The sequence below is a fragment of the Pseudonocardia sp. HH130629-09 genome (genome assembly GCF_001294645.1).
Lineage (GTDB): Bacteria > Actinomycetota > Actinomycetes > Mycobacteriales > Pseudonocardiaceae > Pseudonocardia.
Genome location: NZ_CP011868.1, coordinates 1,365,286 through 1,387,796, shown reverse-complemented (window position 1 = coordinate 1,387,796; position 22,511 = coordinate 1,365,286). Strand labels below are relative to the sequence as shown.

At 67.8% G+C, this 22,511-nt stretch carries 21 protein-coding genes; 7 read left to right on the top strand and 14 right to left on the bottom strand.

The window, feature by feature from the left end; translation table 11 throughout:
- Positions 1-479 precede the first annotated feature (479 nt).
- Positions 480-1,973: an MFS transporter gene (locus tag XF36_RS06235; RefSeq protein WP_060711256.1), complete on the bottom strand. Its 1,494-nt coding sequence runs from the start codon at positions 1,971-1,973 to the stop codon at positions 480-482.
- A gap of 61 nt (positions 1,974-2,034) precedes the next feature.
- On the opposite strand from XF36_RS06235, the gene XF36_RS06230 reads away from it, so the two are divergent.
- Positions 2,035-2,745 (top strand): TetR/AcrR family transcriptional regulator, encoded by a 711-nt coding sequence (locus tag XF36_RS06230; RefSeq protein ID WP_060711255.1) that lies wholly within the window; start codon positions 2,035-2,037, stop codon positions 2,743-2,745.
- Positions 2,746-2,902: 157 nt separating this feature from the next.
- Positions 2,903-4,336 (top strand): IS1380 family transposase, encoded by a 1,434-nt coding sequence (locus tag XF36_RS06225; protein ID WP_060710862.1) that lies wholly within the window; start codon positions 2,903-2,905, stop codon positions 4,334-4,336.
- A gap of 300 nt (positions 4,337-4,636) precedes the next feature.
- Here the strand turns inward: XF36_RS06225 and XF36_RS06220 are convergent, their stop codons facing one another.
- The 5 genes from XF36_RS06220 to XF36_RS30155 all read right to left on the bottom strand — a co-directional run bounded on the left by XF36_RS06220 (position 4,637) and on the right by XF36_RS30155 (position 10,080).
- Positions 4,637-5,410, bottom strand: a complete 774-nt coding sequence (locus XF36_RS06220; RefSeq protein ID WP_060714462.1) for an HARBI1 family protein — start codon at positions 5,408-5,410, stop codon at positions 4,637-4,639.
- A gap of 223 nt (positions 5,411-5,633) precedes the next feature.
- On the bottom strand, positions 5,634-6,407 hold the full coding sequence (locus XF36_RS06215; protein ID WP_060714461.1) for an HARBI1 family protein: 774 nt from the start codon (positions 6,405-6,407) through the stop codon (positions 5,634-5,636).
- A gap of 223 nt (positions 6,408-6,630) precedes the next feature.
- Positions 6,631-7,404 (bottom strand): HARBI1 family protein, encoded by a 774-nt coding sequence (locus XF36_RS06210; protein WP_060714360.1) that lies wholly within the window; start codon positions 7,402-7,404, stop codon positions 6,631-6,633.
- Positions 7,405-7,843: 439 nt separating this feature from the next.
- Positions 7,844-9,478 (bottom strand): chaperonin GroEL, encoded by a 1,635-nt coding sequence (gene groL, locus XF36_RS06205; RefSeq protein WP_060711254.1) that lies wholly within the window; start codon positions 9,476-9,478, stop codon positions 7,844-7,846.
- A 314-nt stretch (positions 9,479-9,792) separates the two neighbouring features.
- Positions 9,793-10,080: an SDR family oxidoreductase gene (locus XF36_RS30155; protein WP_082375765.1), complete on the bottom strand. Its 288-nt coding sequence runs from the start codon at positions 10,078-10,080 to the stop codon at positions 9,793-9,795.
- 40 nt (positions 10,081-10,120) lie between these two features.
- Here XF36_RS30155 and XF36_RS06200 point away from each other — a divergent pair, with 40 nt between their 5' ends.
- Positions 10,121-10,894, top strand: a complete 774-nt coding sequence (locus XF36_RS06200; RefSeq protein WP_060714460.1) for an HARBI1 family protein — start codon at positions 10,121-10,123, stop codon at positions 10,892-10,894.
- An 11-nt stretch (positions 10,895-10,905) separates the two neighbouring features.
- Here the strand turns inward: XF36_RS06200 and XF36_RS30150 are convergent, their stop codons facing one another.
- The gene (locus tag XF36_RS30150; RefSeq protein ID WP_238589288.1) at positions 10,906-11,025 is read right to left on the bottom strand and encodes an SDR family oxidoreductase; all 120 of its coding nucleotides are present in this window, start codon (positions 11,023-11,025) and stop codon (positions 10,906-10,908) included.
- Between the two features lie 115 nt (positions 11,026-11,140).
- On the opposite strand from XF36_RS30150, the gene istA reads away from it, so the two are divergent.
- Both istA and istB read left to right on the top strand, forming a co-directional pair.
- The gene (gene istA, locus XF36_RS06195; RefSeq protein ID WP_145981219.1) at positions 11,141-12,400 is read left to right on the top strand and encodes an IS21 family transposase; all 1,260 of its coding nucleotides are present in this window, start codon (positions 11,141-11,143) and stop codon (positions 12,398-12,400) included.
- A complete protein-coding gene (istB, locus tag XF36_RS06190) occupies positions 12,397-13,248 on the top strand; it encodes an IS21-like element helper ATPase IstB (protein WP_060713594.1) in 852 nt (283 codons plus the stop codon). The genes istA and istB overlap by 4 nt, the downstream gene beginning before the upstream one ends.
- 48 nt (positions 13,249-13,296) lie before the next feature.
- On the opposite strand, the gene XF36_RS30145 is transcribed toward istB, so the two are convergent.
- On the bottom strand, positions 13,297-13,782 hold the full coding sequence (locus XF36_RS30145; RefSeq protein ID WP_145981277.1) for an SDR family NAD(P)-dependent oxidoreductase: 486 nt from the start codon (positions 13,780-13,782) through the stop codon (positions 13,297-13,299).
- 71 nt (positions 13,783-13,853) lie between these two features.
- On the opposite strand from XF36_RS30145, the gene XF36_RS30140 reads away from it, so the two are divergent.
- Positions 13,854-14,594, top strand: coding sequence for an alpha/beta fold hydrolase (locus tag XF36_RS30140; RefSeq protein ID WP_082375207.1), 741 nt, complete (start codon positions 13,854-13,856; stop codon positions 14,592-14,594).
- Here XF36_RS30140 and XF36_RS06185 read toward each other — a convergent pair.
- From XF36_RS06185 to XF36_RS06170, 4 genes are all read right to left on the bottom strand, one after another.
- Positions 14,499-15,125: a hypothetical protein gene (locus XF36_RS06185; protein ID WP_060711253.1), complete on the bottom strand. Its 627-nt coding sequence runs from the start codon at positions 15,123-15,125 to the stop codon at positions 14,499-14,501. The two genes, XF36_RS30140 and XF36_RS06185, sit on opposite strands and share 96 nt — an antisense overlap.
- 47 nt (positions 15,126-15,172) lie before the next feature.
- Positions 15,173-16,384, bottom strand: coding sequence for an IS256 family transposase (locus XF36_RS06180; protein ID WP_238589343.1), 1,212 nt, complete (start codon positions 16,382-16,384; stop codon positions 15,173-15,175).
- A gap of 83 nt (positions 16,385-16,467) precedes the next feature.
- A complete protein-coding gene (locus XF36_RS06175; RefSeq protein ID WP_145981276.1) occupies positions 16,468-17,607 on the bottom strand; it encodes a hypothetical protein in 1,140 nt (379 codons plus the stop codon).
- Positions 17,608-17,687: 80 nt separating this feature from the next.
- The gene (locus XF36_RS06170; protein ID WP_168169464.1) at positions 17,688-18,851 is read right to left on the bottom strand and encodes a 2-oxo acid dehydrogenase subunit E2; all 1,164 of its coding nucleotides are present in this window, start codon (positions 18,849-18,851) and stop codon (positions 17,688-17,690) included.
- A 133-nt stretch (positions 18,852-18,984) separates the two neighbouring features.
- On the opposite strand from XF36_RS06170, the gene XF36_RS06165 reads away from it, so the two are divergent.
- On the top strand, positions 18,985-20,409 hold the full coding sequence (locus XF36_RS06165) for an IS1380 family transposase (protein WP_060710764.1): 1,425 nt from the start codon (positions 18,985-18,987) through the stop codon (positions 20,407-20,409).
- 160 nt (positions 20,410-20,569) lie between these two features.
- On the opposite strand, the gene XF36_RS06160 is transcribed toward XF36_RS06165, so the two are convergent.
- Both XF36_RS06160 and XF36_RS06155 read right to left on the bottom strand, forming a co-directional pair.
- Positions 20,570-21,592 (bottom strand): transketolase C-terminal domain-containing protein, encoded by a 1,023-nt coding sequence (locus tag XF36_RS06160; RefSeq protein WP_060714459.1) that lies wholly within the window; start codon positions 21,590-21,592, stop codon positions 20,570-20,572.
- A complete protein-coding gene (locus XF36_RS06155) occupies positions 21,585-22,511 on the bottom strand; it encodes a thiamine pyrophosphate-dependent dehydrogenase E1 component subunit alpha (RefSeq protein ID WP_060711250.1) in 927 nt (308 codons plus the stop codon). Before XF36_RS06155 ends, XF36_RS06160 begins: the two co-directional genes overlap by 8 nt.

Genomic DNA, 22,511 nt, shown 5'->3' with positions numbered 1-22,511 from the left:
CGCGCACGGTTGTCTCAAACCTCCGAACGGAAGGTCGTTGCGCCTCTAAGACCTCACGGAGCACACGGACAGTGAAACCCGTCGCACCATAGGCGGGATCCGCCGCCCACTGCCAGGCAAAGTAGATCGATTCGTTCGTCGGGCGCCGATAACCCAGGACGAAGGCAGCGAGTCTCGCACCATCGACGGCCGCTACCGACGTCGACCCGAAGTCTCGACATAGCAGGATATAGCCGTATAGGGAGTTTATATCGAGATTTCCGGCGCTACGCGCTAGGCGCATGACCTGTGGCGCATCTTGCGTTATGAGCGGTCGGACGAAGACGTTGTCTGTAGTGCGGATCGTTCTGCCCATCTCAATACCCCTCTGATAGCAACCGGCACTTGCCGTAAGAAGAGATCATTAGTATCAGGACGTCGATTTTCAGTCAGGAGGGCCGCCCGCTCGACGATGCCACAATCATCCACCTCTATTGCGATTACACAGGTGCTGTCTTCGCTCGGCTCGTTCGACGCGAGCGGAGAACCAGCGCGGCGATCAGTGCGCCGCTAGCCGCGCACCCCGCGGCAACAATCATGGTCGTCGACTGCGCAGCAACGAAGGCCTCTGTGCCAGCCCGAGCAAGGTTTGCGTCGCCTCGGAGCAGAGTGAGGGCCAGCGCTCCGTCCTCAACTCCGACAAGATCCACCATCCTGCTGCGATAAACCGAGGTCAAGATCGCCCCCATCACGGCCACACCGATTGCAATGCCGAGCTGCTGGTGGGTGTCATGCAGGCCAGATCCCATACCGGCGCGATGTCGAGGGACCGCGCCGAGAACCACACTGGTCACGGCGGGGCCAGAAAACCCAGCACCGAGCCCGAGCAGCGCCAGACCGGCCGCGACGTGCGGGTACGAGCTAGACGGACCTAGCATGGCGAGCAGTAGGAATCCTGCGGTCACCACGACGAAGCCACTCACAATACAGATACGTGGCCCGACCCTGGTCGCGCTTCGTCCTCCGATGATTGAGGCGATGACGATACTGAGAGCCAGTGGAACTAGCGATACCCCAGCTTCCAACGCGCTCTGGCCACGCACGAGCTGCAGATACTGGGTCAGAACAAAGAGTGCGCTGCCGGTCCCGAGAGTCAGAACGGCCGCCGCGACGCTGCCACCTGCGAAGCGCGGATCACGGTACAGGGCGAACTCGACCATCGGCGCCGATGAACGCAGCTGCCTTCGAGTGAACCATCCCAACCCAAGAACCGCTAGAATCCCGGCGCTCCACGCGATGATCAGCGAGCCATTCTCGCCCAGGACCAGTACGGTCAGGACAACCGAGCTTATTCCAGCAGTGACCAGAACCGCGGACACCGAGTCCAGGCGTCCAGCGTCGGGGTCGCGAGATTCGGGGGCGAGAGCTGCGACTACGGCTACCGCTCCGAGGGCAAGGGGCACATTGATCCAAAACACTCCGCCCCAGGACCAGAGTTCGACCAACAGCCCGCCTAGCACTGGGCCCGCAGCCATCGCCACCGCAGCCACCGCGGCCCACGCAGCGAACGCACGCGGGCGCTCGTGCTCGGGGAACACCTGCACCAGGATTGCGAGTGTCGCTGGCATGACTAGCGCCGCGCCGATTCCCATCACTGCCCGCGCGCCAACCAGTATCCACACTGCTCCGGCCAGCCCAGCGGCCGCCGAGGCCATGGCGAACACGACCAAGCCGACCAGCAACACCCGTCGGCGGCCGTACCGGTCAGCTGCAACACCGGCGGTCACCAGAAGCCCCGCGAAGACGACGACATAGGCGTCGACCACCGCCTGCAGCGTCGCAGTGCCCGCGCCGAACGCCTCCGCGATCGCCGGCAACGCCACTGACAGCACGGTGTTGTCGACGACGACAATCAGTAACGATGCGCAGATCGCTACGAGGATCCACCACCGACGCGGGTGCCCATCGCCCCCAAGTTGCGTGCGTTCGCTCACTAAACTCTCCCTCCTGGTCCTACAGTAAAGGGCTATCACGGTACGGTCCTACACTGCTGGGGTGAGTCCGAAGAAGGCGGACACCGAGCCCTCCGTCCCCGGAGCGATCTGGTTTCGCGTACGCCCACCAGCTCGCTCCACTGGAAGCCTCAGCCGCAACGAGATCGCCCGCGCAACCGTCACCCTGCTCGACGACGGTGGCCACGCTGCGCTGAGCCTGCGGGCGCTGGCCAACCGGCTCGGTGTGCACGCAACCTCGCTCTACTGGCACGTTTCCACCCGAGATGACTTGCTTGACCTCGCTATCGACACCGTATTCAGCGAACTCGACCTACCGGAGCGCCCGAGTGGTCGGTGGACCGACGACATCGCCCGGTTCATGCGCGAGCTACGTGCCGCACTGCTTCGCCACCCTTGGGCCGGAGCACTGGCAGCTTCCCGCCCGCTACTAGGCCCGCAAGCGCTCCAGCGCTCCGAGTTCGTCTACTGCAGTTTGCACCAGGCTGGGTTCCGTGGACCCGCCCTCGTCGCGGCCGCTGCAAGCGTCAGCAACCTAGTTATCGGCAGCACAGCGACCGAGAGTGCCTGGCACTACCAGGACGAGACGACCGCCCGACGGGCCATGCACCAACATCTGCACGACCACAACGATCGGTACCCCACTCTCGCTAGCCTTCCGGGCACCGAGACCGACAGTTGGACCGATCAATTCGAGCGGGCGATGGACGCACTACTCCGAGGCTTGAATGCCCAGATCAGCGATCTTCTCTGACCCGAATCCGCGAGTAGCGCTGGTGTCCGGACTGGGGAGATGGCGATAGGTGCCCGCTGACCTGCGATGATCGTGTTTGCGACGACACGACATTGCGGGTTGAGAGGACACCTATCAGGTGCGAACAGTACGCAAGCGACGCCCGCGGTGTGCGCGGGTGCGTCTCGGCGCGCCGGACGCGGCGCTGACCAGGTTCTCCGGGCTGGCCGCGGTGACCGAACTGATCGACCGGCTCGGGATCATCGACAAGCTCGACGCCGCGGTCGGGCCCATCAAGGACCGCGACCGCGGGTGCAGCGCCGGGCAGATGCTGGTCGGCATGTCGGCGGCGCAGCTGTGCGGGGAGGACTTCCTGGTCGGGCTGGACCGGCACCGCGCCGACACCGCCGGGCAGGCACTCACGCCGGTGCCGGGGTTGGCGTCCACGACCGCCGCCGGGCTCGCGCGCAAGTTCATCGAGGGGCAGTGGGCGGCGGTGGAGACCGGGCTCGGTGACGTGCACACCACCGCGCTGGACCTGCTCGCCCAGGTCGACCCGGACCGGGCCGAGCAGCTGACGGCGGACGTGACGATCGATCTGGACACCACCGATGTCGAGGTTTACGGCCGGCTCAAGCAGGGCGTGGCGTTCAACCACCAAGGCCAGCGGGTCGCCCGCCCGCACGTCGCGACCTGGGCCGACACCGCGGTGGTGCTGGCCGCTGACCTCGGTTCGGGCCGGGATGACCCCCGCGCCACCAGCGCCGAGCTGTTCTACCGGGCGCTGGCCGCGCTCCCCGCGCAGGCGCGGGCGGGGCGAGTCCGCGTGCGTGCGGACGCGGGCTACTTCGCCGGGCAGCTCGCCCGCGCAGCCCTGTTCGTCGGCGTGGAGTTCGCCATCGGCGCCCGACGCATCGCGCCGCTGTGGCGCATCCTCGACGGCGTCGCGGCCGACGGGTGGACCGACGCGATCGACATGACCGGCGCGCAGGTCGCGGTGGCCGACTATTGCCCGAACTGGTGGCCCGCAGCGACCCAGCTGCTGATCCGTCGGGTCCGGCTCGACCTGGACCACGGCCAGGTCTCCGGTGACCCGCGAGCGCGGCGCCGACGCACCCTGCACCCCGCCCAGCGGGCGCTCCCGCTCGACGACCTCGCTACGGTGGCCAAGGTCGACGGGGTGTTCGCCTACTCGTTCATCGTGACCAACCTCGACGTCTCCACACCTGCCGCAGCCGCGCAGGCCGAGTACTGGTACCGCCACCGCACGAAGGTGGAGAACCTGTTCCGCGACACCAAGCACGGCGCCGCGCTGCGCCACCTCCCCTCCGGACACCTCGCGGTGAACCGAGCCTGGATGTGGGGCGCACTCCTGGCCGCCACCACCAGCGGGTGGCTGCACCACCTCACCGCCCGCACCCGCGACGGGCGCCTGGTCGGGCACGGCGTCCGCGGCGGCCAGGCCATGATCGCCACCCTGCGCCGGCGGCTGATCACCATCCCCGCCCGCCTCGTGCGCCACGCCCGCGGCCTCACCCTGCGCCTACCACCCGGCGAGCACCTACTCGCCGAGGTCCTCGCCCGCGTCCGCGCCCTGCCCGCTCCGTCCTGACCCGGCCGCACCGGCCCCGACCAGCACAGGAACCCGCCACCCGAGGCGACACTCGGGCCGCCCGCTTGCCCACCACCCAACTCCCGACCCAAGCAACATCAACTTTGGCCGACCAAGATCAGCTCATGACCTACTCGCGGATTCGGGTCTGAGCAGGAATGCATGAGTATTGCCAGGCTGGAGCGCCGGTTCCCCAGCATAGTCGCCGCCACGGTCCACGACCTGATCGTCTCGGCACGTTAATCGCGATAGGTTAAGGTCGAGGTATCCATTGAGCCTTTCCCAGTAGGTGCTGGTTGATCATGTGGTTCGGTCGTGCTCGACGTGGAGCAGGACGAGCGCGGCGGCGGTGATCGCGCCGATCCGCCAGGGGCAGAAGCTGACCCGGCGTAGCGCCTTGAAGGTGGTCTTGAGCAGGGAGTTCCCGCGTTCGGCCACAGCCCTGACGGCGGAGTGCAGCGTGTTGACGGTGCGCTTGTCCACCGACAGCCCACCGCCGGTGGGGGTCTTGAACGGGCAGGTCAGGCGGGTGTTCTCACCCTCGTAGCCGAGGTCGGCGAGCACGACGTGGGTGTCGTCGGTCCAGCCCTCGATCGCGTCGAGCAGGCCGGGGTGACCGCGGGCGCAGGTGGTGTCGTGCTCGCGGCCCGGGCGCACCGGGGAGGTCCACAACGGCCACCCGTCAGGCGCGGTGAGGACCTGAACGTTCCCGCCGTGGACGTGGTGCTTACCCGACCACCACAGATCCACTCCCGGGGTCGGTCCGGGAGTGCGGGAGCGGTCAGTGTGGATCACGGTGCCGTCGAGGTGAACGTGGGTGTGCCCGGCGGTGCGGGCCGCGAGCAGCGCGCCGGGCAGTCCAGGCGCGGCGGCGGCCAGAACGTCGATACCTTCGTGCAGGTAGCGGTAGGTACTCGACAGGCTCAGCCGGTTGTCGGCGGCGAGCTGGGCGACCCGGGTCGCGTCGAGGAACCAGCGCAGCACCAGCACCGCGTGGCGGTCACAGTCCAGCGCCCGACGCCCGCTGCGAGTCCCGCGCCGGAGGCGTTCCTCGGCCAACAGCCGCGACAACATGGACGCGGTGGGCTCCCCGATCGGGAGCACGGCGGTGTAGGTGACAGGATCGGGCACGCGGGACCTCGGTGGTGAGTCGATCTTTGAGCGGACCGATCTCTTCTACCGGGGTCCCGCACCCTCGTTGAGCACCTCCACGCCCCCGGCGTGTCGCCGCCAGCCGCTCCCCACTACTGGGAAAGGCTCATTGGCTATTGAGCCTTTCCCAGTAGGTGCTGGTTGATCATGTGGTTCGGTCGTGCTCGACGTGGAGGAGAACGAGCGCGGCGGCGGTGATCGCGCCGATCCGCCAGGGGCAGAAGCTGACCCGACGCAGCGCCTTGAAGGTGGTCTTGAGCAGGGAGTTCCCGCGTTCGGCCACAGCCCTGACGGCGGAGTGCAGCGTGTTGACGGTGCGCTTGTCCACCGACAGCCCACCGCCGGTGGGGGTCTTGAACGGGCAGGTCAGGCGGGTGTTCTCACCCTCGTAGCCGAGGTCGGCGAGCACGACGTGGGTGTCGTCGGTCCAGCCCTCGATCGCGTCGAGCAGGCCGGGGTGACCGCGGGCGCAGGTGGTGTCGTGCTCGCGGCCCGGGCGCACCGGGGAGGTCCACAACGGCCACCCGTCAGGCGCGGTGAGGACCTGAACGTTCCCGCCGTGGACGTGGTGCTTACCCGACCACCACAGATCCACTCCCGGGGTCGGTCCGGGAGTGCGGGAGCGGTCAGTGTGGATCACGGTGCCGTCGAGGTGAACGTGGGTGTGCCCGGCGGTGCGGGCCGCGAGCAGCGCGCCGGGCAGTCCAGGCGCGGCGGCGGCCAGAACGTCGATACCTTCGTGCAGGTAGCGGTAGGTACTCGACAGGCTCAGCCGGTTGTCGGCGGCGAGCTGGGCGACCCGGGTCGCGTCGAGGAACCAGCGCAGCACCAGCACCGCGTGGCGGTCACAGTCCAGCGCCCGACGCCCGCGCCGGGTCCCGCGCCGGAGGCGTTCCTCGGCCAACAGCCGCGACAACATGGACGCGGTGGGCTCCCCGATCGGGAGCACGGCGGTGTAGGTGACAGGATCGGGCACGCGGGACCTCGGTGGTGAGTCGATCTTTGAGCGGACCGACCTCTTCTACCGGGGTCCCGCACCCTCGTTGAGCACCTCCACGCCCCCGGCGTGTCGCCGCCAGCCGCTCCCCACTACTGGGAAAGGCTCATTGGCTATTGAGCCTTTCCCAGTAGGTGCTGGTTGATCATGTGGTTCGGTCGTGCTCGACGTGGAGGAGAACGAGCGCGGCGGCGGTGATCGCGCCGATCCGCCAGGGGCAGAAGCTGACCCGACGCAGCGCCTTGAAGGTGGTCTTGAGCAGGGAGTTCCCGCGTTCGGCCACAGCCCTGACGGCGGAGTGCAGCGTGTTGACGGTGCGCTTGTCCACCGACAGCCCACCGCCGGTGGGGGTCTTGAACGGGCAGGTCAGGCGGGTGTTCTCACCCTCGTAGCCGAGGTCGGCGAGCACGACGTGGGTGTCGTCGGTCCAGCCCTCGATCGCGTCGAGCAGGCCGGGGTGACCGCGGGCGCAGGTGGTGTCGTGCTCGCGGCCCGGGCGCACCGGGGAGGTCCACAACGGCCACCCGTCAGGCGCGGTGAGGACCTGAACGTTCCCGCCGTGGACGTGGTGCTTACCCGACCACCACAGATCCACTCCCGGGGTCGGTCCGGGAGTGCGGGAGCGGTCAGTGTGGATCACGGTGCCGTCGAGGTGAACGTGGGTGTGCCCGGCGGTGCGGGCCGCGAGCAGCGCGCCGGGCAGTCCAGGCGCGGCGGCGGCCAGAACGTCGATACCTTCGTGCAGGTAGCGGTAGGTACTCGACAGGCTCAGCTGGTTGTCGGCGGCGAGCTGGGCGACCCGGGTCGCGTCGAGGAACCAGCGCAGCACCAGCACCGCGTGGCGGTCACAGTCCAGCGCCCGACGCCCGCGCCGGGTCCCGCGCCGGAGGCGTTCCTCGGCCAACAGCCGCGACAACATGGACGCGGTGGGCTCCCCGATCGGGAGCACGGCGGTGTAGGTGACAGGATCGGGCACGCGGGACCTCGGTGGTGAGTCGATCTTTGAGCGGACCGACCTCTTCTACCGGGGTCCCGCACCCTCGTTGAGCACCTCCACGCCCCCGGCGTGTCGCCGCCAGCCGCTCCCCACTACTGGGAAAGGCTCACTGAGCCGTCCCGTCGACCGCGACGCCGACTACCTTAGGGGCAACGGGTCACCTCGATAAATGGTACAACACGCTCAGTCGAGCGCGCGAGCGCGAATACGGGAATCTGGCGGCGCTCCGCAAGATCGACAGGATGGGATGACCGTCCTGGAAATAGCACAAACCGGCGAGGGCCAGTAGCCGATCTACTTGCGGTGCTGGTGTCCTGGTGCGTTAGCTCCACCAGGACACCAGCCAAGCCAGACAGTCAGGCTAGAATCCCATGCCCCCCATTCCGGCGCTCGGGTCAGCTGGCGGGGTCGCGCTTTCCTCCGGCTTGTCGGCGATCACTGCCTCTGTAGTAAGGAACAGGGCCGCGATCGAGGCAGCATTGTCCAGCGCCGAGCGGGTTACCTTCGCCGGGTCGATGATGCCCGCGGCTAGCAGATCCTTGTACTCGCCAGTGGCGGCATCGAGACCCTCGCCGACCGGCAGGTTGCGCACGGTGTTGACGACCACCCCGCCTTCGAGGCCGGCGTTGATCGCGATCTGCTTGAGCGGCGCTTCGAGCGCAACCCGCACGATCGCAGCACCGGTCTCTTCATCGGGGTCGTCCAGGCCGAGCCCTTCGATCGCGTCCCAGACTCCCGCCTGGACCAGCGCGACGCCGCCGCCGGCGACGATGCCCTCCTCGACGGCCGCCTTCGCGTTGCGGACGGCGTCCTCGATGCGGTGCTTGCGCTCCTTGAGCTCGACCTCGGTCGCCGCGCCGGCCTTGATGACGGCGACGCCGCCGGCCAGCTTGGCGAGACGCTCCTGGAGCTTCTCGCGGTCGTAGTCGGAGTCGGTGCGCTCGATCTCGGCGCGGATCTGGTTGACCCGGCCGGCGATCTGCTCGTTGTCACCGGCACCGTCGACGATGGTGGTCTCGTCCTTGGTGACGACGACCTTGCGGGCGGTGCCCAGCAGGGAGACGTCGGCGTTGTCGAGCTTGAGGCCGACCTTCTCCGAGATGACCTCGCCGCCGGTCAAGATCGCCATGTCGGCGAGCATGGCCTCACGACGGTCACCGAAGCCCGGGGCCTTGACGGCGACGGACTTGAAGGTGCCACGGATCTTGTTGACGACCAGGGTGGCCAGGGCCTCGCCCTCGACGTCCTCCGAGATGATCGCCAGCGGCTTGCCCGACTGCATGATCTTCTCGAGCAGCGGCAGCAGGTCCTTGACCGTGGAGATCTTGGACGAGACGAGGAGGATGTACGGGTCCTCGAGCTCGACCTCCATCCGCTCGGCGTCGGTCACGAAGTAGGGCGAGATGTAGCCCTTGTCGAAGCGCATGCCCTCGGTGAGCTCGAGCTCGAGCCCGAAGGTCTGCGACTCCTCGACCGTGATGACGCCTTCCTTGCCGACCTTGTCCATCGCCTCGGCGATCAGCTCACCGATCTCGCGCTCCCCCGCCGAGATCGACGCCGACGCCGCGATCTGCCCCCGAGTCTCCACCGGCTGCGCCGTCTCAAGCAACTGACGCCCCACCGCGACGGTAGCTTTCTCGATCCCCTTCTTAAGCGCCATCGGATTAGCTCCGGCGACTACATTGCGCAGCCCTTCCCTGACTAACGCCTGAGCCAGCACCGTGGCTGTCGTAGTGCCGTCACCGGCGACGTCGTCAGTCTTCTTGGCGACCTCCTTCACCAGCTCGGCGCCGATCCGCTCCCACGGATCGTCGAGCTCGATCTCCCGGGCGATCGACACGCCGTCGTTGGTGATGGTCGGCGCGCCCCACTTCTTGTCCAACACAACGTTGCGGCCCTTGGGCCCCAGCGTCACCTTCACCGCGTCGGCGAGGGTGTTCATCCCTCGCTCGAGGCCGCGGCGGGCCTCCTCGTCGAACGCGATCAGCTTCGCCATAACTGCAGATCCACTCCTCCAACGAACGCTGGACCGGACCGGGCGCCCGCGACGGACGACCAACCACAGGACGGCTGCTCTCACCCCATCCGGTCTGGCACTCACCGGCGGCGAGTGCCAGAACCCTACTCTGCAGGACTAACTCACCTGAGCGCAAGCCGGTAGGCCTACAGCGCAGGACTACAGACTCGAGCGCAGCCCCACCGGGCCTTGTCCCTCCGTAGAGCCGCGATGCTTCAGCGGCGTCCGCACGAACCAGCCTCCTGCGGACTCATACAGTCCAGGGTTAAGCTCGGCTCCTGGTGTCCATATCCTTAGGCCAGACCTCCGGCGGCGCGGAGGTTCTGGCCGGTCAGCCACCGCCCTTCTGGACCCACGAGGAACAGGACGACCCCGGCTATGTCCTGGGGGCTGCCGAGCCGGCCCAGCGGCGTCAGCTCCGCGACGGCAGTCAGTGAGCCTTTCCCAGTAGTGGGGAGCGGCTGGCGGCGACACGCCGGGGGCGTGGAGGTGCTCAACGAGGGTGCGGGACCCCAGTAGAAGAGATCGGTCCGCTCAAAGATCGACTCACCACCGAGGTCCCGCGTGCCCGATCCTGTCACCTACACCGCCGTGCTCCCGATCGGGGAGCCCACCGCGTCCATGTTGTCGCGGCTGTTGGCCGAGGAACGCCTCCGGCGCGGGACTCGCAGCGGGCGTCGGGCGCTGGACTGTGACCGCCACGCGGTGCTGGTGCTGCGCTGGTTCCTCGACGCGACCCGGGTCGCCCAGCTCGCCGCCGACAACCAGCTGAGCCTGTCGAGTACCTACCGCTACCTGCACGAAGGCATCGACGTTCTGGCCGCCGCCGCGCCTGGACTGCCCGGCGCGCTGCTCGCGGCCCGCACCGCCGGGCACACCCACGTTCACCTCGACGGCACCGTGATCCACACTGACCGCTCCCGCACTCCCGGACCGACCCCGGGAGTGGATCTGTGGTGGTCGGGTAAGCACCACGTCCACGGCGGGAACGTTCAGGTCCTCACCGCGCCTGACGGGTGGCCGTTGTGGACCTCCCCGGTGCGCCCGGGCCGCGAGCACGACACCACCTGCGCCCGCGGTCACCCCGGCCTGCTCGACGCGATCGAGGGCTGGACCGACGACACCCACGTCGTGCTCGCCGACCTCGGCTACGAGGGTGAGAACACCCGCCTGACCTGCCCGTTCAAGACCCCCACCGGCGGTGGGCTGTCGGTGGACAAGCGCACCGTCAACACGCTGCACTCCGCCGTCAGGGCTGTGGCCGAACGCGGGAACTCCCTGCTCAAGACCACCTTCAAGGCGCTACGCCGGGTCAGCTTCTGCCCCTGGCGGATCGGCGCGATCACCGCCGCCGCGCTCGTTCTCCTCCACGTCGAGCACGACCGAACCACATGATCAACCAGCACCTACTGGGAAAGGCTCAGTGATTCGCTGGAGTGCACGCTACGTAGGGCGGCAGTATCGGTGGCTCCGGGGGACACGGAGTTGACGGTGATTCCACGGCCACCCAGCTCCCGGGCCGCCACAATTGTGAACTGCTCCACTGCCGCTTTGCTGGCCGCGTAGGCGTGTCGACGACGGGCTCAGACTGACCCCCTAGCGTCGGCTTGGGATTGACCCCCTCTGCACGACGCTGAGGGGGTGTTGTCGGTGGAGGACTGGGCCGAGATCCGTCGTCTGCATCGGGCCGAGGGTGTCCCGATCAAGGAGATCGCCCGCCGGCTGGGGGTGGCCCGCAACACGGTGCGCTCCGCGTTGCGGGCGCCGGGCCCGCCGAAGCGGGAACGGGGCCCGCGGGGATCGCTGGCGGATGCGGTCGAGCCGCAGGTGCGGGCATTGCTGGCGCAGTTCCCACGCATGCCGGCCACGGTGATCGCAGAGCGGATCGGGTGGGAGCACTCGCTGACCGTGCTCAAGGACCGGATCCGCCAGATCCGCCCCGAGTATGTCGGGATCGACCCGGTCGACCGGGTCGCCTACGCACCGGGCGAGATCACCCAGTGCGACCTGTGGTTCCCCGAGACCACGATCCCCGTCGGCCCAGGCCAGGAACGGGTCCTACCGGTGCTGGTGATGACGCTGGGCTACTCGCGGTTCTTGTCCGCGACGATGATCCCCTCGCGCCAGGCCGGGGACATCCTGTCCGGGATGTGGCAGCTGATCAGCGACGTCGGGCGGGTGACCCGCACGCTGGTCTGGGACCGGGAGTCTGCGATCGGCGGGACCGGGCGGGTCTCGGCACCGGCCGCTGCGTTCGCCGGCACTCTGGCCACCCGGATCCGGCTTGCCCCACCGCGGGATCCGGAGTTCAAGGGGCTGGTCGAACGCAACAACGGCTACTTCGAGACCTCGTTCCTGCCCGGACGTCGCTTCGCCTCCCCAGCCGACTTCAACCACCAGATCGACGACTGGCTGGCCCGGGCCAACACCCGCACCGTCCGAGCGATCGGCGGCCGCCCGGTGGACGTGCTCGCCCACGACTACGCGGCGATGACTCCGCTGCCGCCGCTGGACCCGCCGATCGGGCTGGCCCAGCGGATCCGGCTGGCACGGGACTACTACGTCCGCGTCGATGCCAACGACTACTCCGTGGATCCGCAGATGATCGGCCGGTTCGTCGATGTCGCCGCCTCACCGCGCGAGGTCGTCGTCTACTGCGCCGGCCAGGTCGTCGCCCGTCACGACCGCAGCTGGGCCCGCCACGCGGTGATCACCGACCCGGCGCACCAGCACACCGCCGCGGCGATGCGCCGCGCCCTGGCCCACGACCGCAACACCCGACAGGCCGCAGCACGCCGTCACCTCGACGGCCACCCGGTGACCCTGCGCGCACTGCCCGACTACGACGCCCTGTTCGGTGTCGACTTCGTCTCCACTGCCGAGGAAGCGAGCAGCTCATGACAACCACACCACCGAAGATCACCACCGACCCCGCTGGGAGCTCGGGGCCGGCCGGTCCGGTGCTGGCCGCGGTCCCCGACGGACTGCCGGCGATGATCGCCTACCTGACCCGGGTCCTGAAGACCCCGACCATCGCGGCCAGCTGGGAACAGCTTGCCGCCCAGGCCCGTGAGGAGAACTGGTCGCACGAGGAGTATCTGGGCGCGCTGCTGCAGCGCCAGGTCGCCGACCGCGAGTCCAAGGGCACGGTCATGCGGATCCGCACCGCGCACTTCCCCCAGGTCAAGACCTTGGAGGACTTCAACCTCGACCATCTGCCCTCGCTGCGCCGCGACATCCTGGCCCACCTGGCCACGAGCACGTTCGTCGCCAAGTGCGAGAACGTGATCCTGCTCGGCCCGCCCGGGATCGGGAAGACCCACCTCGCGATCGGGCTCGGCGTCAAAGCCGCCCACGCCGGCTACTCGGTCCTGTTCGACACCGCCAGCAACTGGATCACCAGACTCGCCGCCGCGCACCAGAGCGGCCGGCTCGAGGCCGAGCTGAAGAAGATCCGCCGCTACAAACTGATCATCATCGACGAGGTCGGCTACATCCCGTTCGACCAGGACGCAGCGAACCTGTTCTTCCAGCTCATCGCTTCCCGCTATGAACAAGGCAGCGTCATGGTCACCAGCAATCTGCCCTTCGGCCGCTGGGGCGAGACCTTCTCCGACGACGTCGTCGCCGCAGCCATGATCGACCGCCTCGTCCACCACGCCGAAGTCCTGACCCTGTCCGGGGACTCCTACCGCACCCGCGCCCGACGCGAGCTCCTGGCCAAACACAACCGCGCCAGCAACGACTGACCATCACCACACCACGCCGGGGGTCAGTTCCAATCCGTCGCTACGGGGTCACTCCCAACCCGCCGTTGACAAGGCGGCCACCCCAGGTGAAGGTAAGACCGTGTTCACCGACGAGATGTTGACGATGCATCCACCGTCGCGCATGCGAAGGGCCGCCTCACGCATAGCCACGAAGACACCACGCGCATTGACTGCCATCACTCGGTCGTACTCCTCGTCGGTCGTCTGGGCGATCGAGGTCGGAGGCGGCACAACTGCAGCATTGTTGATCAAGACGTTCAGTCCACCAAGACGGTCCGCCGCGACGTGGACCAGTTCCCGTACGGCATCAGGATCGGCCATGTCTGCGCGTAACGCCGACACGGTCGCGCCAGTTGTCTCAGCGCTGCGAACTACGTCGGCCGCAGACTTCTCGTCGGCGACGTAGCCGAATACTACCGACGCACCCCGTGCTGCGAGGCCTCCGACGATCGCGCGACCGATCCCTCGAGATCCCCCTGTCACCAGCGCATTGGTTTCATTCAGATCCTCCATCACTCTAGGGTTCCAGTTGTGGGTCCAGGGTGGGAGAGTCCCTCTGAGCCGGCCGGCTGACCGGAGGTTCGATGATCGTCGACTTTGGTGGAGACGGGCATCCGCTCGTCCTGCTGCACGGCATCGGCGGTTCGGCTGCCGAATGGCGCACTGTCGCTGCTTGTCTCACGCCCTCGTTCCGAACGCTCGCCCTCGATCTTCCAGGCCACGGCTCGTCACCGCACGAGTTCTGGTCTTTCGATCGGGCTCTGCGCGACATTGCTGCCCTCGAGCTAGGTGATCCAGTCGTGGTAGGACACTCGCTCGGAGGCATGGTCGCCCTGCGCTGGGGTCGGGCCAACCCAGGCGCGCCGGGCGTGATCAGCCTTGATGGACACCGCTTCCCGATCACCGATACGAAGAACTACCCGGGGCTCTCCCCAGCCCGCGTCGTCGTTGACCGAGATCGCTTGCACGATCTCTATCGCGAGCTGTCACACACCGTCCCCCGTCGGAAGAACGTTTGGGGGGAGATCTTCTCCTCGCTGCGGCATGCCGACATCGTCGAGTCGCTCCCCGACATCCAATGTCCAACCCTGCTGGTCCTTGCCACCGGCCGACTGCCGGGTACCGAGGCCTTCACCGACCTGCTCGACGCCTACGGGCGGGGGGTCGACCGGGACGTCACACGCGCCACGACCATCGCACCACACCTCACAGTCCGCAGAGTCGACACCTCACACGCACTGGTCGCGGAGCGCCCCGAGGAGATCGCGGGAATAATCCACAGTTTCGCAACGGTCGCCGTCTCCAACTTCATCGCGGACGCCTGAGGACCGCCTCGCCTGCGGAACCGACACTTCGCCCGGTTGTGTTGCAGCGGCTACCCCGCTACCCGCCTCGGCAATGAGGCCCTTGAAGAGCACGATCGCGGCCTCGTGACGCCCGGCGACTCCTTCGTCGCGCTGCTCACCGGCCAGTAACGTCCTCCGGTCGTGCAGGAGATGCGCGAGGAGATACCGGTCGTCGTCCGCGTGGGCCAGCCGAACGGCCTCTTCCAACAGCTTGGCACCGGACTCGATCCGTGCACTTGCGGCGTGCGACCACGCCAGCCCCCAGAGGGCGTGTGCCTCCAACCTGGGGTCCCGATGTCTTCTGGCGGTACCCAGTACTTCCCCGAACACGTTCTCCGCCGCCGCCTGTTCGCTCCGGGCCAGATCCACTGCGCCGAGTAGCAGACGGGCCTGGGCGATCTGCTTGCGGCTACCGGCCTTGACAACAAGCCCGTACGAAGCGTCGGCGAGGTCACCCGCCTCGCCGACCTCCCCCCGTTCGAGCAGAACCGAGCCCAGGCGATGCAGCACCTGGGCCAGGGGGGCCTGTCTCGTGATCGGTGTTTCGGCGTCGTTGCTCAGTAGGTCTCGGCTCCCGGCCAGCGGTCACCGAACGTGATGGCGAACGCGTTGATCACGGGCTTCCAACGCATCGTCCACCTCGTGCGGCCCGTCCCGGTCGGGTCCAGGCTGCGAGTCACAAGATACAAGCATTTCATCGCAGCCTGCTCAGTGGGGAAATGACCACGCGCCCGCACCGCGCGCCGGTAGCGGGCGTTAAGCGATTCGATCGCATTCGTAGAGCAGATCACCCTTCGAATCTCGACGTCGTAGTCCAAGAACGGCACGAACTCTTCCCACGCGTTGCGCCATAGCCGGATCATCGCCGCGTACTTACGGCCCCATTTCTCGTCGAGCTCATCCATAGCGATAAGTGCTGCATTCGGGTTGGGCGCGGCATAGATTGGTTTGATGTCGCGCTTCACCGCGTCCCAGTCCTGTCGACCCACCAGCCGGAAAGTGTTTCGGATCAGGTGCACGACGCAGGTTTGGACAATGGTTTGCGGCCACACGTTGGCCACGACCTCCGGGAGTCCTTTGAGGCCGTCGCAGACCAGGAACAGCACGTCACGCACGCCGCGGTTCTTCAGGTCGACCAGCACGCTCATCCAGAACTTCGCGCCCTCACTGCCGACGCCCATCCACAGCCCCAGCACGTCCTTGCAGCCGTCCACGGTGACGCCGATGGCTGCGTAGACCGGCCGGTTGGCGACCTGCCCGTCCCGGACCTTGACGTGGACAGCGTCGATGAACACCGCGGCGTACACCGAATCCAACGGCCGACCAACCCAGTCATTCATCTCGGCGACGACCTTGTCGGTGATCCGCGAGACCGTCTCCTTCGATACTGACGCCCCATAGATGTCAGCGAAATGTGCGGAAACCTCCCCGGTCGTCATCCCTTTCGCATACAGCGACAGTACGACCTCGTCGACATCTGTGAGGCGCCGCTGACGCTTCTTCACGATCTGCGGCTCGAAAGTGCTGGCCCTGTCTCTCGGAACGTCGATCTCCACGTCACCCGCGGCATCCGAGAGAACCGTCTTCGAGCGGGACCCGTTCCGCACGTTGGTGGATTCCCGGCCGGGGTCGGCCCGGTTCTTGTCGTGCCCGAGGTGCTCGGTCATCTCCTCGTTCAGCGCCGTTTCCAGAACATTCTTGGTAAAGAGCTTCAACAGGCCGTCCGGGCCGGTCAACGCCAGCCCGCGCGCCTTCGCCTCGGCCACCATCGCCGCCGCAGCGGCCCGCTCCGCCGACGCCTGCCGAGCAGGCTTCGGGTCACCCTCGCTTGGATCCACAAGGTCCGATGTCATCACTGTCCGTGCCCATCTCGCCGGACCTCAGCCCGGCGTGTCGGGCCGAAAACACCGATCTTGAAACAGTCCCCACCTAGCCCTGCTAGGAAGTCCTCGATCCCCGGCCGGCCCAGCACGTCGTCGCCCGGGTCGGCTCTCGCCTCCCGATGGAGCGCCGTGGTCACGGGCACGACCGTGTCGAGGGCACCGGACGCCTGCAGCGCCACTCCCGCCGGACCCGGGTCACCGTCCCACGTCACGATCCGCACCCCGGCCCCTGCGGCGCACTCGACGCCCCCCGGCGTGGTGACGAGAACGACCGTGGAGACCGTGACGCCGAGCTGCTCGGAAAACCCGGACAATGATGAAGCCGTCGCCCCGGCCAGCTCGTGTATCGGTCCGGCACCGCTCCAGACGGGTTCGCGGGACGGCGTCGAACCGTTCCGCAATGCGGCAACAGGGCGGTGCACCGGAACGGCTCGCAGCAGGGCGGCCAGCTCATCGAGTTCGGGCGCCTCAGCGAGGCGGTCGAGGTCGAGGTCGAGGTCGAGGTCGAGGTCGAGGAGAACACCGTGGCACCCCTGCCCGAGGCGGGCCGCAACGACCCGGCCGAGGTCCTCGCCGAGCCGGAGAAACACGTCCTCGGTGAACGGGATGCGGGCGAAGCGATACAGCGCGTCGTCGTGCGACCGCCGGGTCCCCACCGTCCGGACCGCGTCCTCCAAGTCGACTGTGCAAGCGTGCGGGTCCGCGTTCATCCGGCGACGCACCCGCTCCCGGGCGGCGACCGCACGCGACATGACACCGTCGGGGTCGCCGACCCCACCGGGCCGCCGCAGCGGCAACGGGGGCAGCACCCAGACCAGCAGGGACCCCCAGCGACCGGCAGCGGCCAGCGCCGCGTCGGCGATCCGGTCGGGTTCCTCATCCGGGTCGCCGTCCCCGGCGGCGGCCCGGTCCTCCGGACGGACGGCGACCACCAGCACGTCCGGGCGGAACCGGGCGGCCTCCGAGTCCTCACGCAGGCACTGCTGGACGACCTGGTTGAACGGCCCGACCTCGATCAGCGGGGCCAGACCGGCACCGACGAGCGACCATCCGAGGTACGGGACCACCGGGGCAGCGGTGAAACCGGCCAGCACACAGATCCTCAGCACCGGCCCTTCCTGATCGCCAAGATCACGCCAGGCGCGCCGGATACCCACGGAGTCATCCGGGTGGATCCTGTCCTCGACACTCACACGCGCACCCCCGTCACCAGTGCCTCGGGGTTCTCCAGGGTGTCCTTGAGCGCGGTGAGGAACCGAGTCCCCTCGGCGCCGTTGAGTACGCGGTGGTCGTAGGCTAGGCCGAGGTGGACTACCTTCCGCGATGCCGAGACCCCCTCGGTCAGGACGACCTCGTCCAGGACACCGGCCAGCGTGACCGCGCACGTGTGGCCGGGAAGGACGATCGGCTGCGCATGAACGACGTCGCGGTCGTGGTGTAAAGAGAGAAGAATCGTGCTCGCTCCGAGGTCCCGGCCCTGGAACGTCCCGCTGACCGAACGCAGCCTCAGCTCCATGAGCCGGTCGGCGATCTCGGCACAGGACGAGGTGTCCGCGTCCGGGACCGAGGCGATGTGCAGGCCGTGGCCGGTGTCGATCGTGACCCCAACAGTCGCGGCAGGGTGCAGGACGACGTTCTCGTCGTCGATCGGCGTCGCGTAGCAGAAGGGGAAACGCTCATGGAGCGAGCCCAGCGCCATGACTAGTAGCTCCGGTATCCCCACCAGCACGTCGTTCGTGCGGCGGGTCTCGGCCGCCACCCGCAATGCCTCGTCGACGGCGACCTTGACCAGGACGAACCCGGTCGGGATGGTCCGATGCGACTTGCGCACCGTCGCACTCACGGCTCGCTGGGACCGAGACAGAGACCGCACCGCGTCGTCTCCGGACTCTGTGCTGACGTCTGGCCCCGTGTCGACCTGTGGTCCAGTTGTGACCCGGCCACTCGAACCGGCGGTTATCAGGCGTTCCACGTCCGATCTGCGGACCAGACCGGCGCCCAGCCCACGCAGATCGTCGTCGGTGAGCCCGTGCTCGGCGGCCAGTTCCCGCGCACCGCGAGTAACAGCGAGACCGGCGTCGTCCGACACCGGAACCGCGGTGGGGGCGCGAGCTGGCCCTTTGCCGCTCTCGTCGAACTCCTCGGTGCTGGCGTACAGCACGCCGACTCGATCACCGACGGTGAGAGCACCGGACAAGACCGCAAGGGTGCGGACGATCCCGTCGGCGGGGCTAACCAACTCAACTGTGGCCTTTGACGTGTCGACGAGCGCGATCTCCTCACCTTCAGTGACCTTCTGCCCGTCGGATACCAGCCACTCGACGAGCACATAGGAGTCGTCGTTGCTGGTCAACCTCGGCATTAGCCCGGACTCTTCACGGGCTGTGCCGGTGATCTCCGACCCCAACTGAAGAAAGTGCCTCGTGACCAGGTAAGACAGCGGGTGTCGAAGCCCTGTCCGCCATGGTCGAGGAGGCACTTTCCGAGTGCAGACTACAAGCACGCGCCCACCGGTCATCGTGACCGCCGACGGCGCTGGGGTGGTGTCGCACGTCGGGTCGCGTCTGCTGGCCGATGTCGCCGACCGGACCACGTTGACCAGTGAACTCTCGACCGCGCTCGCACCGCTGCGACGAGCTCGGGCGCGTCATGATCCGGGGCGGGTGCTGGTCGATCTGGCCGTCGCGGTCGCCGACGGGGCCACGAGGATCTGCGAGATCGCGGTCCTGGCCGATCAGGGCGCGGTGTTCGGGTCGGTGGCATCGGACTCGACCTGCTGGCGACTGCTCGACAAGCTCGACGAGCGCCGGTTGTCCTCGATCGCGGCGGGGCGGGCGCGGGCCCGGGAGGTGGTCTGGGCCCAGCACGCCGACGTCGATGGTCGCGCGTTTCCCGCGGCTCGGGTCGCCGGCCGCGACCTGCGCCGGCACGGCCGGGACGTGCTGGTGATCGATCTCGACGCCACGATCGTCATCGCCCACAGCGAGAAGGAACAGGCCACGCCCACGTTCAAGAAGACGTTCGGGTATCACCCGATGCTGGCGTTCTGCGACAACACCGGCGAGTTCCTCGCCGCCCGCTTGCGCCGCGGGAACGCCGGTGCGAACACCGCCGCGGATCACATCAACGTGCTCGACGACGCGCTCGCCCAGATCCCTGACGCGTTCCGTCACGGGCACCCGATCCTGGTCCGCACCGACACCGCGGGCGCCACGAAAGCCTTCCTCGCCCACATCCGAGCGCAACAAGACACAGCGGTGAGCTGTGAGTTCTCCGTCGGCTGGGCCGTCACCGACCGCGAACGCACCGTGATCAGCCTGGTCCCGAAGACGGTGTGGGCCGAGGCGGTCGACGCTGACGGCGGGCACCGTGACGGCGCCGGGCTGGCCGAGATCACCGGCTTGCTCCCCGCCTCCGCGTTGGTCGACTACCCGGCCGGGACCCGCGTTGTCGTCCGTCGCGAACGGCCGCATCCCGGCGCGCAGCTCGATGCGTTCGAGGAGCGTGACGGCTGGCGCTACACCGCGTTCGCCACCGACACCCGCGTCGGGCAGCTCGCCTTCCTCGACGCCCGCCACCGCGCCCACGCCCGGGTCGAGGACCGGATCCGCTGCGGCAAGGACACCGGCCTCAACCACTTCCCGTCCCGGTCCTTCGCCGTCAACGCGGCGTGGTTGACCGTGGTCATGCTCGCGGTCGACCTGATCACCTGGACCCAGCGCCTGCTTCTCGACGGCGACCTGGCGAAGGTCGAGCCGAAGGCGTTGCGCTACCGGTTGTTGCACACCGCCGCGCGGATCACCCGCGGGCAACGCCGAGTCTGGGTCCGTATCCAACGGTCCTGGCCCTGGGCGGTCGATCTCGCCCGCGCGTTCGCGCGGCTGTGCGCGTTGCCTGTTCCTGCTGGTTGATCTCCGAAGCCCGACACGACGAGCGGCGGGAGCTCCCGGCAGAACGCGCAGGCCGGCCCCTTCGCCATGCCCACCCATCGAACGAACCGGACCGGATCCGCCGCCAGCCGATCACGCGGTCAATCCGCAGCTCCGTGAATCACCAGGGTTAGGATGTCGGTCATCTCAGTGCCTTCCGAACGGCGTCGCGGATGTTGTCCTCTCCGAGGAGGACCTCACGCTCCAGTCCTGTGTCCGCCGGAATCGTGCTGGGCCGGGAGCAGACCGACCACACTGGACCTGGCAGGCAACCCCACAGCCGGTCATGCAGGTGGCTGGCCACTTCAGTGCCCCACGAACCGCCTGCGGTCCCCTCCTCCACGACCACCACCGGCACCCCATCAATGTGCTCGCGCTCCACTACGGCCGCCTCGACCGGATAGAGCTGCGAGGGCACCAGTAGCCGGCAGTCGATCTCGTCCTCGAGCACCAGTTCCCGCATCGCCCGCACCGCCCGCAGTGCTGCCCCTCCGGGGGCGATCAGCAGACAGTCGTAGGAGTCCTCGGGGGCGCCGTCGGCAAGTGCGACCCGCGCCCAGTCGCCGGCCCCATCGAGGGGTTCGACCGCGAACAGTTCGTCGATCGCACCGCTGGTGCACATCGCCGCCGGGTACAACGACTTATCCTCGAAGAACACACAGGGCTCGCCCCGTTCCAGGATCCGAGTCAGCACATCGAGGTTGCCGTGGAACGGGGACATCTCGTGCAACCACAGATGTGGTATGCCGATGAAGTGCTTCTGCAGGCTCTGACTGTGAGTGGGTCCGTAGCCCCGATGCCCGCCGACGAGACACCGCACCACCAGCCGCATTGGGATTGTCCGCCCGTACATCGACACCGACTTGCTGGCGAAGTTGACGAGCTGGTCGAAGCACAGGGTCGCGAAGTCACCGAACATGATCTCGACGACGGCAGCGTCCCCGGCGAGGGCAAGCCCGCTGGCGACCCCGACGAACCCGCTCTCGCTGATCGGAGTCGGCAACACCTGGTCCGGGTAGACATCGCTGAGCCCTCGGGTGATCTTGAACGCGCCGCCGTATGGGTCGGCGATGTCCTCGCCAAGCAGGTATAGGTCGTCCCGCCGGGCGAACAGCTCGTGCAGGGCGTAATTTAGATCCTCGGCGACGCGGGTGGTCCTAGACATGCAGGACTTCCCCGGAAACCCGTGGGCGGGCACGAACGTCTTCGACGATCCCAGCGACCTTCCGCTTCTGCTCGGCATCCCAGTGGTCGAACCACTCGGGCTGGGCGAGCCGGTAGTATGGGGCCCAGTCGGCGGCCCGTAACGCCTCCAGCTCAACCTCTGACCGTCCGTCATCTCCCTTGCTGTGGGGCCCGAGCCGTCGGGTGGCGAACTCGACGACTAGCGGCCGTTGCCGGTCAACCACATCTCGGAACGGGTCCTCGAGCCGCGTGCGGATCCTGAGCACGTCCACGTCGTCGACCATCACGTGCTCGATCCCGAAGCCGGCGGCCCGACCGCACACCGTGCCAGCCATCTGAGTCGAGGTCCGGGTGGACTGCGCGATCCCGTTGTTCTCCACGACCAGCACGACCGGCAGGCCCCACAGAGCCGCCATGTTCAGCGCTTCGTAGACCGAACCCTCGCCCCAAGTCCCGTCCCCGATATAGATGACGACTAGACGCGGGGAGCCGCGGCGCTTGGCGCCGAGCGCGATCCCGCACCCCACCGGTACGCTTTCGCCCTGCACACCAGTGGACAGGAATCGGTCGCGGTAGATGTGCTGACTTCCACCGCGCCCGCCGCATACCGCTCCCCGACGACCCAAGACCTCGGCGAGAAGGCCGACCGGATCTTCGTAATGCGCCAGGTAGTGGCCGTGACCACGGTGGTTGCTGAGCACGAACGCATCGGAGAGGAACGGGCGCAGGGCGACCGGGACATATTCCTGCCCCAAGCAGGTGTGCAAGGTGCCCCCTACAGCGCCTTCTGCGAAGAGATCGAGCAGGGCGTACTCCACGTGCCGAATCAGCAGCAGGAGCTTGAGGTCCTCGTCAGGCACGGTCGCGGCGATCGGTGTTCCGGTCAGCGATGTCGTCAT

Excerpts from the sequence above, each read along its gene's own strand:
- XF36_RS30140 (WP_082375207.1), top strand. The coding sequence starts at position 13,854 with ATGATCGTCGACTTTGGTGGAGACGGGCATCCGCTCGTCCTGCTGCAC.
- XF36_RS06200 (WP_060714460.1), top strand. The coding sequence starts at position 10,121 with ATGTTGTCGCGGCTGTTGGCCGAGGAACGCCTCCGGCGCGGGACTCGC.
- XF36_RS06220 (WP_060714462.1), bottom strand. The coding sequence starts at position 5,410 with ATGTTGTCGCGGCTGTTGGCCGAGGAACGCCTCCGGCGCGGGACTCGC.
- XF36_RS30145 (WP_145981277.1), bottom strand. The coding sequence starts at position 13,782 with ATGGAGGATCTGAATGAAACCAATGCGCTGGTGACAGGGGGATCTCGA.
- XF36_RS06180 (WP_238589343.1), bottom strand. The coding sequence starts at position 16,384 with ATGGTGGCCGAGGCGAAGGCGCGCGGGCTGGCGTTGACCGGCCCGGAC.
- XF36_RS06215 (WP_060714461.1), bottom strand. The coding sequence starts at position 6,407 with ATGTTGTCGCGGCTGTTGGCCGAGGAACGCCTCCGGCGCGGGACCCGG.
- XF36_RS06155 (WP_060711250.1), bottom strand. The coding sequence starts at position 22,511 with ATGACGACATCGCTGACCGGAACACCGATCGCCGCGACCGTGCCTGAC.
- XF36_RS06160 (WP_060714459.1), bottom strand. The coding sequence starts at position 21,592 with ATGTCTAGGACCACCCGCGTCGCCGAGGATCTAAATTACGCCCTGCAC.
- groL (WP_060711254.1), bottom strand. The coding sequence starts at position 9,478 with ATGGCGAAGCTGATCGCGTTCGACGAGGAGGCCCGCCGCGGCCTCGAG.
- istB (WP_060713594.1), top strand. The coding sequence starts at position 12,397 with ATGACAACCACACCACCGAAGATCACCACCGACCCCGCTGGGAGCTCG.
- XF36_RS06210 (WP_060714360.1), bottom strand. The coding sequence starts at position 7,404 with ATGTTGTCGCGGCTGTTGGCCGAGGAACGCCTCCGGCGCGGGACCCGG.